Source organism: Actinospongiicola halichondriae, from assembly GCF_049103745.1.
Classification (GTDB): domain Bacteria; phylum Actinomycetota; class Acidimicrobiia; order Acidimicrobiales; family Salinilacustritrichaceae; genus Salinilacustrithrix; species Salinilacustrithrix halichondriae.
Genome location: NZ_CP171622.1, coordinates 3,284,073 through 3,296,927, shown reverse-complemented (window position 1 = coordinate 3,296,927; position 12,855 = coordinate 3,284,073). Strand labels below are relative to the sequence as shown.

Here is a 12,855-nt window from a genome sequence, read left to right as displayed (position 1 = left end):
CCAGGGAAGGGAACATGCACAACACGGCCAAGACCGCAGTCCTGCTCGCAGGACTCGGTGGTCTCCTCGTCCTCATCGGCGGCGGCATCGCCGGGGGAAGCGGAGCACTCATCGGCCTCGTCATCGGGCTGGTGTTCGTCGGGAGCTCGTACTGGTTCTCCGACAAGCTGGCCATCAAGGCGGCGCGAGCCGTGCCGGCCTCCGAAGCGCAGTTCCCCGAGTACCACGCCACCATGCGGGAGCTCACGCAGTTGGCCGGGATGCCCATGCCGGCGCTCTACATCACCCCGGACCAGCAACCGAACGCCTTCGCCACCGGACGGGGTCCGGCCAACGCTGCGGTCGCGATCACCCACGGGCTCGTGCAGACGCTCAGCTGGGACGAGATCCGCGGAGTCCTCGCCCACGAACTCTCCCACGTCCGCAACCGCGACATCCTGATCGGGTCGGTCGCCGCGGCGATCGCGATGGGGATCACGTTCATCGCCCGCATGGCGATGTGGGGGGCGATGTTCGGGGGCGCCCGCAACGACGACGACAACAACCCGATCGCGCTCATCGCGACGGCACTGCTCGCCCCCGTCGCCGCCGGCCTCCTCCAGATGGCCATCAGTCGGAGCCGCGAGTTCGGTGCCGATCGCAGCGCCGCGCAGCTGATCGGATCGGGCGAACCGCTCGCTCGTGCGCTCGAGAAGCTCGAGTCCTACTCGCAACGGGTGCCGATGGACGTGAACCCGGCCCAGGCCAGCGCCTACATCGTCAATCCGCTCACCGGGAACCGGGCCCAGTTCGCCAACCTCTTCCGCACGCACCCCTCGACCGCCGACCGGATCACCCGTCTCCGCTCCGACGCCTGGCGGTGATCGTGTTCCGTCCCGGATCCTGGGCAGGGATCCTCACCCTCCGTGCCGAACTCACCACGGATGCATCTCGTCCGCCGAACCCACCTGACGCTCGTCGTCGCGGCCGCGTGCATCGGCCTCCTGGTGTTCGCCGCGCCGTCCCGTGCCCAGATCTTCGAAGGGGCTGGTTCGACCTCGTCGACGTCCACCTCGTCGACCACCGCGGCACCGACCACGCTGTTGCCGACGACCTCCACCACGCAGCCGCCGTCGACCACGTCGACCACGGCGCCGCCCTCGACCACGGCCCCGCCGACGACGACCGCCACCCCGCCCGAGCACGGTGAGGGCGGCGACGGCGAAGGAGCCGAGGCCGACGGCCCCATCCCCCGTGTCGTGCCGTCCGACGCACAGCGGATCATCGACGCCGTGCCGCGGACGGCCCCCAACAACACGCAGGCGCTCTACGACGGCGTCCAGGAGCTCGTCGAGCTCGGTCTGACCAACGAGGAGGCGATCCGCATCGGCTTCGGTCGCTTCCCGATCGCCGGCGTCGCCAACTACTCCCACGACTGGCTCTTCCCCCGCTACGGCCCGGGTTTCCGCTTCCACCACGGCACCGACGTGTTCGCCCCGTTCGGGACGCCCCTGCGAGCAACCGTCGACGGCATCGCCACCTCCAAGAGCAGCGAGCTCGGCGGACTCAGCGTCAAGATCACCATGCCCGACGGCACGTACTTCTACTACGCGCACCTCTCGGCCCTGCCCGACGACTTCACCAACGGGATGACGGTGGCGACCGGCGACATCGTCGGCTTCGTGGGTGACTCGGGCAACGCCAAGGGCGGGTCACCGCACCTGCACATCGGCATCTACCCCCAGGGCGGCGGACCCACCGACCCCAAGCCGATCCTCGACGGATTCATCGCCGATGCCCTCGACGCACTGCCGGGGATCATCGAGTCGGTCCGGGCCGAACAGGCCGCCGAGCGCGGCGACGCCCCGACGACGGCCCCGCGCACCCCCCGATCGATGCTCGCCACGTCGTTGCTCCGCCCGCTGACCGACCGGACCGCGCCGGGCGCGGTGTCGACCGAGGTGCTCTACCAGGCCTCCGGCAACCCGTCGGGCGGTGGCGTGTCGGTCGCCGAGACCGAGGCGCAACACCTCGCCGCCAGCATCGACTGGCAGGCCGCCGCATCACGCGCCACGGCCGAACGCCTGGTCCGTGAGCGCACGATGAAGCTGGTGCACCTCGCACTCGGCCCGTTCGCGGCGTCGCACCAGATGTCCGAGACCGCTTCCCGCTGAAGCGATGCGGTCCCGGGCGGGACCGACGGGCGGCTCAGTCGCGGAAGTTCTCGAACTGCAGGGGGATGCCGAAGTCGCCCTCACGCAGCGCGGAGATCACGTCCTGGAGTGCATCGCGCTTCTTGCCGATGACCCGGAGCTGTTCCCCCTGGGTCTGCGACTGGATGCCCTTGATGCCCAGTTCCTTGATCGCCTTGTTGAGTTCGCGGGCCTTGTCCGACGAGATCCCGGCCCGGAGGGCGATCTGCTGACGGGCTCGTGCACCCGAGGCCTCCTCGACGTCGCCGGGATCGAGCACCTTCAAGCTGACGCTGCGCTTCACGAGCTTCTCCTCGAGGACCTGGCGGAGAGCGTGGAGGCGGTCCTCGCTCTCGGACTCGATCGTGATCGCCGAGTCGCCCTGGAGCTCGACCGACGAGCCCGTTCCCTTGAAGTCGTAGCGGGTGGCGGCCTCACGGGCGGCCTGGTCCACGGCGTTGCGGACCTCCTGGAGATCGAACTCGGAGACGACGTCGAAGCTGGGCATGGCCCGGCAATCTAGGTGATCGGGCTGGGTCGGGGTCCGGGACGCCCGCTACATTGTCGACCTCCCGGGTCGGTGCCCGAGTGGCCAAAGGGAACAGGCTGTAAACCTGTCGGCATCTGCCTACGTTGGTTCAAATCCAACCCGGCCCACGCGAATCCTCCAGGCCCCGAGGGGCCTTGCGGATTCGTTGACCAATGCTTCGCATTGGTCCGCGCCCGCACGCCGGCGGCGTCGTGCTCAGAGCAGTTTCTGCATGACGACGACGTCGAGCCAGCGGCCGAACTTGCGGCCGACCTCGCGTTCGACGCCGACGTGGTCGAACCCGGCCCCACGGTGCAGGGCGATCGACGCGTCGTGGCCGCCGACGATCCGGGCCATGACGGTGTGGAACCCGCGGGCGGTCGCCACGTCGACGATCCCGTGGAGCAGTACCCGACCGACCCCACGCCCACGGGCGTCGGTCGCGACGTAGACCGAGTCCTCGACCGTGCCCCGGTAGGCGGCCCGCTCGCGGTACGTCGAGAGCGATGCGAACCCGGCGATGCGACCCTCGACCTCGGCCACGATCACCTCGAGCGCGCCGGAACGTTCGCCCAACCACGCCCGCTGGTCCTCGACCGATCGTGGGACCAGGTCGAAGGTGACATCGGAGCCGGTGACCTCGACGTTGTAGATCGCCGCGGTCGCCTCCGCATCGTCGATCGTCGCCGGCCGGATCGTCACCACCTCGGACTCCGGATCGCTGGGCACGGCCTCATGGTGGCGTCACCGGAGACCCGACCGCCAGACCGTTGTCGTCGGCGATCGGGCCCGGCGCCCCGCTCGGGAACTCAGGCCGTGGCGGTCGACGGCGTGGCGTTGGCGGTCACCGTGGGCTCGACGACGGCGACCTGGCCGGTCATCGCCTCCATGCGGGCCCACGAGATCACGTCCTCGTCGGCGGTCAGCAGGATCACCTGCGGTGCACCGGCCGACGCCGACAACATGTCGAGGAGCATCGGCTTCACGGTGGGCTCGAGATCGACGAACGCGTCGTCGACGACCATCGGGAGCACCTCGGCTCCCGGCGTCAACGCTCGGACGGCCTCGATCCGGTTCAGCAGCGCCTGCGCGAGTTCGGCGGTGGTGTCGGCCGACACGACGGGAGCGGTCTCCGAAAGGTGCTGGAGCGAGCGCACCCCGTGTTGGACCTCGGCCGACAGACGGATCTGGTCGGTGTGTTCCAGCGCGAACGTCAGCGAGATGTCGCCGGCGATGGCCTTCCAGTCCTCGCTGGCCTTGCGGTGGCCCGACACGGCTTCCATGAACCGGCGCCGTTCCGCATCGCTGTCGAGCAGGGCACTCACCCGCTCGACGTGGAACGACGTGTAGTCCTCGGCTCCGGCGAACGACAGGGCGTTGCGTTCGGCGTCCTCGGCGCGGGAGACGTTGCGACGGAAGTACAGGGCGAGCACGACGCCGGCGACCGCCATGAGGAGGAAGGGCAGAGCCGATGCGGTCTTGTCGGAGAACGCGAGGGCCAGACCGACGATGGCGCCGATGTCCGCCACGGTCAGGCTCACGAGGCGGATCTTGTCGTAGTTCTCGGTGGCCTTGACCAGGTCGGCGTGCTTCTGCTCGACGGCATCGAGCAACTCGAACGTCGGTCGCGGACGCCCCCGACGAAGCCGACACGTGCTCCAACAGCTGGTTCGCCGACTTGAGACGCATCGCGGTCTCCCACAGCGCCTCCTGGTCGGCGGCCGCGAGCCGGCTCACGTACTCGTCGGTGGCGCCGCGCAGGACCAGATCGTCGCTGTTGAGGCGGATCGCCCGTTGGGCCAGCGGTCGGTCGACGCCGAGCGAGGCGAAGAGGTCGATCGACCCGTCGCTGCCCAGGAACTCGGTGGTCACGTCGTCGACGGACCCGGTGTCGATCACCCGGTGGCGTCCGCCCGCCGGCCGGAAGACCGTGAGCGACCGGTCGCCGGTCTGCAGTTCGAGGTGGACGCCTGGCTTCGCTCCGCCGAGGGAGTCGATGACCTCGCCGGCGAGCGCGGCGCGCGCTGCGTGTTCCAGCCCACCGATCACGGTGAAGCGTGGATGGAAGTCGGCGGTGAACGTGTGCCCACCCGAGTCGATGACCAGTCGTTCCAGTTGCACGCCGCAGGTATCGGCGCGTTCGGGCCTCTGCTTGAGCGGTCTCGTGCACATCGGCCCGCCGAAGACATCGCATCGATCTTTGCGCCACCGGGACGGCTGCGTAGACTCCCTCGCCGCACCAGAACTGGACCGTGCAGTCGCGCGGGATGGAGCTGTGGCGAGTTGCCCCGTTAGCTCAGTCGGCAGAGCACAGCCATGGTAAGGCTGGTGTCGTCGGTTCGATTCCGACACGGGGCTCGGCATCTCCACCCGGCCGTTCCGGCGGGGTGGAGACACCAATGGCCAGACAAGTGCAACCCGGCGACGTAGCTCAGATGGTTAGAGCACGCGGCTCATAATCGCGGTGTCGGCGGTTCGATTCCGCCCGTCGCCACACAGCATTCCCACCCAATCACCAGAGATCTCGAGAAGGACGCAATTCCCATGGCCAAGGAGAAGTTCGACCGGACCAAGCCGCATGTGAACATCGGGACGATGGGTCACATCGATCATGGGAAGACGACGTTGACCGCGGCGATCTCGCGGGTGTTGTCGGAGCGGGTCGAGGGCAACAACGTCACCAACTTCGACATGATCGACAAGGCGCCGGAAGAGCGTGAGCGTGGGATCACGATCAACGTTGCGCACATCGAGTACGAGACCGACAATCGGCATTACGCGCACGTCGACATGCCGGGTCACGCGGATTACATCAAGAACATGATCACGGGCGCGGCCCAGGTCGATGGTGCGATCCTGGTGGTCGCGGCGACCGATGGTCCGATGCCCCAGACGCGTGAGCACGTGCTGTTGGCTCGCCAGGTCGGTGTTCCGGCGATCGTGGTCGCGTTGAACAAGGTCGACATGGTCGATGACGAGGAGCTCCTCGAGTTGGTCGAGATGGAGGTCCGCGAGCTGCTGGCCGACCAGGACTTCGACGGCGACAACGCTCCGGTGATGCCGGTGTCGGCGTTGAAGGCGCTCGAGGGTGACGAGGCTGCTGGCGATCAGGTCATGGCGTTGATGGCTGCGGTGGACGAGTTCGTCCCCGAGCCCGAGCGTGATCTGGACAAGCCGTTCCTGATGCCGATCGAGGACGTGTTCTCGATTCAGGGTCGTGGCACGGTCGTGACCGGCAAGGTCGAGCAGGGCATCGTGCATGTGGGTGACGATCTGGAGATCGTCGGTATTCGTGACACGACGAAGACGACGTGCACGGGTGTGGAGATGTTCCGCAAGTTGCTCGATCAGGGTCAGGCCGGCGACAACATCGGCGCTCTGCTCCGCGGTATCGAGAAGGACGGTGTCGAGCGTGGCCAGGTGCTGTGCAAGCCCGGTTCGATCACGCCGCACACCTCGTTCGAGGCGACGGTGTACGTGCTGACCAAGGACGAGGGTGGCCGTCACAAGCCGTTCTTCTCCAACTACCGCCCGCAGTTCTTCTTCCGGACGACCGACATCACTGGTTCGGTCGAGCTGCCCGAGGGCACCGAGATGTGCATGCCTGGTGACAACACCGACATGACGGTCGAGCTGATCAACCCGATCGCCATGGACGAAGGTCTTCGCTTCGCCATCCGTGAGGGTGGCCGCACCGTCGGCGCCGGCCGGGTCACCAAGATCCTCAAGTAGTGGCGAACCGGTCAGCCGCCCTGCGGCGGTCCGGGATCGTCGACTCGCACGAGAAGGGCCGCCCCGATGGGGCGGCTCTTCCGCGTTCCCGGCGTACTCTGTGAAGTAACCCATGGAACCCTCGGGGGGTCGGAATGCCTGCGATGACGACCGAGATGCACGAGCTGGTCGCTCGAGCCCAGGAGGGTGATCGAGCGGCGTTCGACGAGCTGGTTCGCCGAACACATGCCGACACGTACACCTTGGCGTATCGCCTCTGCGGCAACGAGGAGGATGCGCGAGACGTGGTGCAGGACGCCTACCTGCGGGCCTTCAAGGGCCTGAAGCGGTTCCGGGGTGACGCTCAGTTCACCACCTGGATGTACCGCATCACCGCGAACTGCGCGAACACGCTCATGGGCAAGCGCCAGAAGCACCGTCACGACGAACTCCCCGAGACGGTCGAGGACACCGATCTCGCACGTGATCCGGCCGCCCAGGCCGATGCCATGGCGCTGCGACACGATCTGTCGGAGGCACTCGACGAGCTGTCGCCGAAGCTGCGGGCCGTGGTCCTGCTGCGCGACGTCTACGAGCTCCCGCACGAGGACATCGCCGCCGAACTGGGCATCAGCGAGACCGCCGCGAAGGTGCGCCTGCACCGGGCCCGCCTCCAGCTCAAGGAACGCCTGTTCCCCCGCCGAGGGGAGGTCGACCGTGCAAGCTGACTCCGGCATCCACTGCCACGACGTCGCCGCGGAACTCAGCGACGCCGCCGAGGGCCACGCCCCGCTGTCGAACGCGACCCGGGCCCATGTCGAGGCGTGCCTGCGCTGTCAGGCCGACCTCGTGCAGTACCGCAAGCTGCTGCGTTCCTTGCGCAGCCTCCGGACCGAGGTCCTCCAGCCGGCGCCCGGGCTCCTGCCCGAGATCCTGGCCGGCCTCGAACACGCCGGGGAGCGTCACGCCATCCGGGCGGCGCTGCACGGCCGCCGAGCCGCCTACATCGGCGGGATCGCCGCCGCGACCGCCGCCGGCGCCGCCGGCGCCATCGTCCTCGCCAGCCGGAGCAAGCGACTCAAGCTCGTCGGCTGAGTCTGGACGATCCGGGATCCCCAGGGTCGCGAATCGCCGGGTGTACGACGACGCCGCTAGCGTCTACGGTTCCGGCAACCGCCGAGGGCAGTAGCTCAACTGGCAGAGCACCGGTCTCCAAAACCGGCGGTTGGGGGTTCGACTCCCTCCTGCCCTGCTCCTGAAACGCGACACGGGGTTCACACCCACATGGCAATGAACCGAGAACAGAAGCGCCTGCTCAAGAAGCAGGGCCAGCTCAACGAGGCGGGAGAACCCGTCCGTGGCGCGCGTCAGCAGCCGAAAGGACCGGTACCCAAGGCCGACCGCACCGGTCCGGTCCAGTTCGTGCGTGAGGTCCGGGGCGAGCTCCGCAAGGTCGCCTGGCCCTCCCGTACCGAGGTCGCCAACTACTCCGTCGTCGTCCTGTTGGGCATCGTGCTCCTCACGGCCATCATCGCCGGTCTCGACTATGTCCTCGGCGAAGCAGTGCTGAAGCTGTTCGAACGATGAGCGACACCACGCCCGCCCCCGACGCAGAGGAGCCAGCCGTGTCCGACACCGCTGCCGCCACCGACACCACCGACGAAGCGACGCCGATCGACGAGCCCGCTCCCGCGGCGCCCGTCGCCGGCCTCCAGTACGAGAAGGACCCCGAGCCCGGCGTCGTCGACGCCGAGGACCTCGTCGAGCCCGAGCCCGAACCGGTGATCAGCCCGTACGACCGTCCCGGCAAGTGGTACGTCGTCCACACCCAGTCGGGCTACGAGAAGAAGGTCAAGTCGAACCTCGAGGCCCGCACCGCTTCCATGAACATGGAAGGCAGCATCTTCGAGGTCGCCATCCCCCTCGAGGACACCGTCGAGGTCAAGAACGGCAAGCGCGTCGTCGTCCAGAAGAAGATGTTCCCCGGCTACCTGCTCGTGCGGTGCCGCCTCGACGACGACTCCTGGTACGTCATCCGCAACACTCCCGGTGTCACCGGCTTCGTGGGGGCCGGCGCCAAGCCGTCGCCGCTGCGTCGCAAGGACGTCGAGAACTTCCTCGGCATCAAGGACGAGGACCGCGAGGTCGCCGCCGCCAAGATCAAGCCGCGCATGCAGTACGAGATGGGCGAGACGGTGCGCGTCAAGGACGGACCCTTCGCCGACTTCTCCGGCGAGGTCATCGAGCTCAACGCCGAGCAGCTCAAGGTCAAGGTCCTCGTCAACATCTTCGGCCGGGAAACCCCGGTCGAACTCGAGTTTTCGCAGGTCGCGAAGCTTTAGGGCAGACTGTTCAGTCGCCCAGAACGCATCAGGAGTAGAAGTCCCATGGCCAAGAAAAAGGTCGCGGCTGTCGTCAAGATCCAGATCCCCGCCGGTCAGGCCAGTCCTGCCCCGCCCGTCGGTACCGCGCTCGGTCCGCACGGCGTGGCGATCATGGATTTCTGCAAGGCCTACAACGCACAGACCGAAGCCCAACGCGGCACGATCATCCCGGTCGACATCACGATCTTCGAGGACCGCACGTTCTCGTTCGTCACCAAGACGCCGCCCACGCCCGTCCTGCTCCGCGCCGCTGCGGGCATCGACAAGGCTGCCAACAACCCGGGCACCGAAGAGGCCGGCACGGTCACCGACGCGCAGGTCACCGAGATCGCCCAGACCAAGATGCCCGACCTCAACGCCTACGACCTCGAGGCCGCCAAGCTCCAGGTCGCCGGCACCGCCCGCTCGATGGGCATCAAGATCCGCGGCTGAAATCCCGTTGCCCGCTCACACCAGGTGTGAGCCACCAACGGGATTTTGGTCTAGACACTGCCACTCGCTCCGGAGCACCTCGCCGGAGATGACGCCATCACTTGTGAGGTAGTCCCGAAAGGACGGAGCCATGGCTCAAGGAAAGCGATACACCGACGCCCTGAAGCGCTACGACGAGGAAGCCGATCACGGCCCCGACGAGGCGCTCGAACTCTGCAAGGCGATCGCCGGCGCCAAGTTCGACGAGACCGTCGACTTCGTGGCCCGCCTCGGCGTCGATCCCCGCAAGGCCGACCAGATCGTCCGTGGCACCGTTGCCCTGCCCTCGGGCACGGGCAAGGACGTCAAGGTCGCCGTGTTCGCCCAGGGTGAACTGGCCGAGGCTGCTCGCGCCGCCGGTGCCGATCACGTCGGTGGCGACGACCTCGCCGAACTCGTCGAAGGTGGCATGACCGACTTCGACGTCGCCATCGCCAGCCCCGACATGATGCCGACCGTGGGCAAGCTCGGCCGAGTGCTCGGCCCCCGTGGCCTCATGCCGAACCCGAAGACCGGCACCGTGACCACCGACGTCGCCAAGGCCGTCGAGGAGTTCAAGGGCGGCAAGGTCGAGTACCGCACCGACCGCTACGGCAACATCCACGTGCCCATCGGCAAGACGAGCTTCGAGCCTGCTGCGCTGAAGGTGAACTTCTGGGCCATCGTCGAGGAGCTCCAGCGGGTGCGCCCGGCCTCGGCCAAGGGTCGCTACTTCCGCCGTGTCGGCGTCAGCTCCACCATGGGCCCCGGCATCCGCATCGACCCGGCCCGCCTGAAGCGAACCGAGGACGACTGATCCGTTCCGCTGGGTAGCGTCGGCCCCGATGGGGGGTCGACGCACCAGCGCAGTTCTGGCCGTGGCGTGCATCGTCGCGGTGGCCTGCGGCATCGTCGCGGTCCGTTCGCTCCCCGACGACGCCGGCCTCGTCGCCGAGCGATCTCCCGACGTGACCACCACGGTCCGTCCCGAGCCGACCACCACCACCACCACCACGTCGTCGACGACCACGACCTCGGTGGCCGAACCGGCGCCGACGGTCACCACGACCGCTCCGCCGCTGCCGACCTCGTCGCCCGCCCCGGCGGTCAGCGCCGACGGCACGACGTTGCTGGTGTGGACCTCCGGCGGGCTCCCACCGGGCTTCGCCACCGACGTGCAGGCGATCCCGCAGGTCACGGCGAGCACGGTCGTGCTCGGTGATCTCCTCCGCCTGGTGGGGACGGATGCCGCCGACGGATCGCCCGTCGACCGGACCCGGGACGGCTGGGCGTTCCCGATCGACGCGTTCGCCGTCGACCCCGGGACCTACGCAGCGTTCCAGCCGTCGGGCGACGCAGCGACACTCCGCCGTCTCACGCCGGGAGGGGCGGTGCTCACCGAGTCGTCGGCGATCATCCGTCGGATCGGCGTCGGTGGCGTGCTCCGCTTCGCCGGCGGCGACGTGACGGTGACCGGAATCGTGGCCGACGAGTCCGGTGGCGGAGCCGAGGCGATCGTCCACCGCGACGACGCCGGCCGTCTCGGGATCGACGACGCGCGGTTCCTGCTCGTGGCCGACTCCGACCGGTCGGCGACGCTCGACGCGATCCGTGCCCGCACCCCGTCGGGCGAGTTCCTGAGTCTGCGGGGCTCCGACCAGACCCGTTGGCTGCGCCACGGCGATCGGGTGGAGCCCCAAGCCCTGGTCAAGCGGGTCTTCGGCGAGTTCACCTTCCGCGACACGAGCGGCCGCGACGTCCAGATCGACCCGGCGTGGGTGTCGGCCAACATCGTGACCACGACCGTCCCGCTCCTGGGTCGGATCCGGTGTCACCGGACGATCATCCCGATGGTCCGTGCGGCGATGGAGGACCTCGAGCGCTCGGGCCGCGGCGACACCGTCCAGGCCGAGAACTACGCCGGATGCCAGTACGCCCGCCGGATCGCTCCCGGTTCGGGTCTCTCGCGGCACTCGTGGGGGCTCGCCCTCGACCTCAACATCGGCGCCGATCCTCGTGGCACCTTCGCGTCGCAGGACCCGGCGCTGGTCGAAGCCATGACCTCGCGCGGGTTCTCGTGGGGCGGCGAGTGGGAGTACCCGGACCCCGGTCACTACGAGTTCGTCGCCCGGCCGGCGTGACCGCCGGATTGACGCGCCCCGGCGGCCCGTCGCTACCATGGCCCGTTCAACAACCGAACTGCTCGCCGCAGACATCCGGTGCGATCTGATCGCTGAAAGGACGAACCCGCCCGAGAGGGAACCGGGGTGACTCCGCCCGACGAGGCGACACCTTCTGTGTCCGGCTCTGCCGGCTCTGCATGTGTGCGAGCCAAGAGATCTGATGAAGGAGGTGTCCCCAAGGATGATCAACGACAAGACCCCACGACCCGAGAAGGTCGCCGTGGTCGACGAAGTCCGCGAGCGGCTCGACGGAACAAGCGCAACGATCCTGACCGAGTACCGCGGTCTCAGTGTCGACCAGCTCGCAGAACTGCGTTCGTCGCTGCGCAACATCGGTGGCGACTTCAAGGTGTACAAGAACACCTTGGTGCGCTTCGCGGCCCGTGAACTGAACCTCGAGATCGAGGATCTGCTCACCGGCCCGACGGCGCTCGCATTCGTGACCGACAAGCCCGATGGGAGTCCCGGCGACGCCGTGGACGTCGCCAAGGTCCTCAAGGACTTCGGCAAGGACAACCCAGCGCTCGTGCTCAAGGGCGGTGTCCTGGGTGAGAATCTTCTCTCGGCCGACGACACCCGCGCCCTCGCCGACGTCGAACCGCGTGAGGTCCTCCTCGCTCGGCTCGCCGGTGGCATGGCTGCCCCGATGCAGAAGATGGCCGGACTGCTCCAGGCCCTTCCGCGCAACATGGCCTACGGACTCAAGGCCCTCATCGACCAAGGCGGCGCCCCCGGTGCCCCCGTGGCCGAGGAAACGCCAGCCGAGACCCCGGCAGCCGATTCTCAGGATTCTGAGGATACGTCCGAGCCGAGCGCCAGCGAGGCGGACAACCAGAACGCTGACGACAGCTCCGTGCCAACGGGCGCTGTCGAGGAGCGCAGCGACGAAGACGGCGCCGGCGAGACAGCCGAAGCGACCGAAGAGACCACCGACAAGACCGAAGAGCCTGCGGCCGATGACGCTGCCGACTCGACCGAAGACCAGGAGAGCTGAATCATGCCCACCAAGGACGAAATCCTCGACGCCATCGCCAACATGACCGTGCTGGAGCTCAGCGAGCTCCTCTCGGACTTCGAAGAGAAGTTCGGCGTCACCGCTGCGGCCCCCGTGGCCGTCGCCGGTGCCGCCCCCGCCGCCGGTGGTGGCGAGGCCGAGGAAGAGAAGACCGAGTTCGAGGTCGTTCTCACCAGCGCCGGCGAGAAGAAGATCGGCGTCATCAAGGAGGTGCGTGCCCTCACGAGCCTCGGTCTCAAGGAGGCCAAGGAGCTCGTCGACGGCGCGCCCAGCACCGTGCTCGAGAACGCCAGCAAGGAAGACGCCGAGAAGGCCAAGGAAGCCATCGAAGGCGCCGGCGGTTCCGTCGAGCTCAAGTAGTGGCGTGCGGGCCTGCCCGCAACGCATGAACTGATCCGGGTGCCGGTCCTGT

15 protein-coding genes, 4 tRNA genes and 1 pseudogene are annotated in these 12,855 nt (G+C 68.1%); 17 read left to right on the top strand and 3 right to left on the bottom strand.

Annotated features, from left to right (window positions below):
* Positions 1–14: 14 nt before the first annotated feature.
* Together AB8619_RS16315 and AB8619_RS16310 are read left to right on the top strand one after the other, a co-directional pair.
* Positions 15–863 carry a zinc metalloprotease HtpX gene (locus tag AB8619_RS16315; protein WP_436793688.1) on the top strand — a complete coding sequence of 283 codons (849 nt, stop codon included), beginning with the start codon at positions 15–17 and terminating at the stop codon, positions 861–863.
* Between the two features lie 60 nt (positions 864–923).
* Positions 924–2,153, top strand: a complete 1,230-nt coding sequence (locus AB8619_RS16310; protein WP_436793687.1) for a M23 family metallopeptidase — start codon at positions 924–926, stop codon at positions 2,151–2,153.
* A gap of 34 nt (positions 2,154–2,187) precedes the next feature.
* Here the strand turns inward: AB8619_RS16310 and AB8619_RS16305 are convergent, their stop codons facing one another.
* The gene (locus tag AB8619_RS16305) at positions 2,188–2,679 is read right to left on the bottom strand and encodes a YajQ family cyclic di-GMP-binding protein (protein ID WP_436793686.1); all 492 of its coding nucleotides are present in this window, start codon (positions 2,677–2,679) and stop codon (positions 2,188–2,190) included.
* Between the two features lie 66 nt (positions 2,680–2,745).
* Between AB8619_RS16305 and AB8619_RS16300 the strand changes: the two genes are divergently transcribed.
* Positions 2,746–2,828 (top strand) — tRNA-Tyr (locus tag AB8619_RS16300).
* Positions 2,829–2,916: 88 nt separating this feature from the next.
* On the opposite strand, the gene AB8619_RS16295 is transcribed toward AB8619_RS16300, so the two are convergent.
* Positions 2,917–3,429: an N-acetyltransferase family protein gene (locus tag AB8619_RS16295; RefSeq protein ID WP_436793685.1), complete on the bottom strand. Its 513-nt coding sequence runs from the start codon at positions 3,427–3,429 to the stop codon at positions 2,917–2,919.
* A gap of 80 nt (positions 3,430–3,509) precedes the next feature.
* Positions 3,510–4,313, bottom strand: coding sequence for a hypothetical protein (locus tag AB8619_RS16290; RefSeq protein ID WP_436793684.1), 804 nt, complete (start codon positions 4,311–4,313; stop codon positions 3,510–3,512).
* A gap of 40 nt (positions 4,314–4,353) precedes the next feature.
* Here AB8619_RS16290 and AB8619_RS16285 point away from each other — a divergent pair, with 40 nt between their 5' ends.
* The 14 genes and pseudogenes from AB8619_RS16285 to rplL all read left to right on the top strand — a co-directional run bounded on the left by AB8619_RS16285 (position 4,354) and on the right by rplL (position 12,803).
* Complete coding sequence (locus AB8619_RS16285; protein ID WP_436793683.1) at positions 4,354–4,995, top strand: hypothetical protein; 642 nt, start codon at positions 4,354–4,356, stop codon at positions 4,993–4,995.
* A tRNA-Thr gene (locus AB8619_RS16280) sits at positions 4,986–5,058 on the top strand. Before AB8619_RS16285 ends, AB8619_RS16280 begins: the two co-directional genes overlap by 10 nt.
* A gap of 62 nt (positions 5,059–5,120) precedes the next feature.
* Positions 5,121–5,194: transfer RNA gene (locus AB8619_RS16275), tRNA-Met, on the top strand.
* Positions 5,195–5,244: 50 nt separating this feature from the next.
* Positions 5,245–6,432: an elongation factor Tu gene (tuf, locus tag AB8619_RS16270; protein ID WP_436793662.1), complete on the top strand. Its 1,188-nt coding sequence runs from the start codon at positions 5,245–5,247 to the stop codon at positions 6,430–6,432.
* A 143-nt stretch (positions 6,433–6,575) separates the two neighbouring features.
* Entirely contained in the window at positions 6,576–7,139 is a 564-nt protein-coding gene (locus AB8619_RS16265; protein WP_436793682.1) for an RNA polymerase sigma factor, read from the top strand.
* A complete protein-coding gene (locus AB8619_RS16260; protein ID WP_436793681.1) occupies positions 7,129–7,506 on the top strand; it encodes a hypothetical protein in 378 nt (125 codons plus the stop codon). Before AB8619_RS16265 ends, AB8619_RS16260 begins: the two co-directional genes overlap by 11 nt.
* Positions 7,507–7,590: 84 nt before the next feature.
* A tRNA-Trp gene (locus AB8619_RS16255) sits at positions 7,591–7,663 on the top strand.
* Between the two features lie 32 nt (positions 7,664–7,695).
* Positions 7,696–7,998, top strand: a complete 303-nt coding sequence (secE, locus tag AB8619_RS16250; protein ID WP_436793680.1) for a preprotein translocase subunit SecE — start codon at positions 7,696–7,698, stop codon at positions 7,996–7,998.
* A complete protein-coding gene (gene nusG, locus AB8619_RS16245; protein WP_436793679.1) occupies positions 7,995–8,753 on the top strand; it encodes a transcription termination/antitermination protein NusG in 759 nt (252 codons plus the stop codon). Before secE ends, nusG begins: the two co-directional genes overlap by 4 nt.
* 45 nt (positions 8,754–8,798) lie before the next feature.
* Positions 8,799–9,227, top strand: coding sequence for a 50S ribosomal protein L11 (gene rplK / locus AB8619_RS16240; protein WP_436793678.1), 429 nt, complete (start codon positions 8,799–8,801; stop codon positions 9,225–9,227).
* Positions 9,228–9,357: 130 nt separating this feature from the next.
* The gene (rplA, locus tag AB8619_RS16235; RefSeq protein ID WP_436793677.1) at positions 9,358–10,062 is read left to right on the top strand and encodes a 50S ribosomal protein L1; all 705 of its coding nucleotides are present in this window, start codon (positions 9,358–9,360) and stop codon (positions 10,060–10,062) included.
* Between the two features lie 28 nt (positions 10,063–10,090).
* The gene (locus tag AB8619_RS16230) at positions 10,091–11,386 is read left to right on the top strand and encodes a M15 family metallopeptidase (RefSeq protein ID WP_436793676.1); all 1,296 of its coding nucleotides are present in this window, start codon (positions 10,091–10,093) and stop codon (positions 11,384–11,386) included.
* Between the two features lie 223 nt (positions 11,387–11,609).
* Positions 11,610–12,236, top strand: a pseudogene (rplJ, locus tag AB8619_RS16225) (50S ribosomal protein L10); the annotation flags it as partial.
* Between the two features lie 189 nt (positions 12,237–12,425).
* Positions 12,426–12,803, top strand: coding sequence for a 50S ribosomal protein L7/L12 (gene rplL, locus AB8619_RS16220; protein ID WP_436793675.1), 378 nt, complete (start codon positions 12,426–12,428; stop codon positions 12,801–12,803).
* Positions 12,804–12,855: the final 52 nt, after the last annotated feature.

Bases quoted from the DNA above. Each gene is read 5' to 3' on its own strand.
- rplK (WP_436793678.1), top strand. From the start codon at position 8,799: ATGGCCAAGAAAAAGGTCGCGGCTGTCGTCAAGATCCAGATCCCCGCC.
- tuf (WP_436793662.1), top strand. From the start codon at position 5,245: ATGGCCAAGGAGAAGTTCGACCGGACCAAGCCGCATGTGAACATCGGG.
- AB8619_RS16305 (WP_436793686.1), bottom strand. From the start codon at position 2,679: ATGCCCAGCTTCGACGTCGTCTCCGAGTTCGATCTCCAGGAGGTCCGC.
- AB8619_RS16230 (WP_436793676.1), top strand. From the start codon at position 10,091: ATGGGGGGTCGACGCACCAGCGCAGTTCTGGCCGTGGCGTGCATCGTC.
- AB8619_RS16315 (WP_436793688.1), top strand. From the start codon at position 15: ATGCACAACACGGCCAAGACCGCAGTCCTGCTCGCAGGACTCGGTGGT.
- secE (WP_436793680.1), top strand. From the start codon at position 7,696: ATGGCAATGAACCGAGAACAGAAGCGCCTGCTCAAGAAGCAGGGCCAG.
- AB8619_RS16310 (WP_436793687.1), top strand. From the start codon at position 924: ATGCATCTCGTCCGCCGAACCCACCTGACGCTCGTCGTCGCGGCCGCG.
- nusG (WP_436793679.1), top strand. From the start codon at position 7,995: ATGAGCGACACCACGCCCGCCCCCGACGCAGAGGAGCCAGCCGTGTCC.
- rplL (WP_436793675.1), top strand. From the start codon at position 12,426: ATGCCCACCAAGGACGAAATCCTCGACGCCATCGCCAACATGACCGTG.
- rplA (WP_436793677.1), top strand. From the start codon at position 9,358: ATGGCTCAAGGAAAGCGATACACCGACGCCCTGAAGCGCTACGACGAG.
- AB8619_RS16265 (WP_436793682.1), top strand. From the start codon at position 6,576: ATGACGACCGAGATGCACGAGCTGGTCGCTCGAGCCCAGGAGGGTGAT.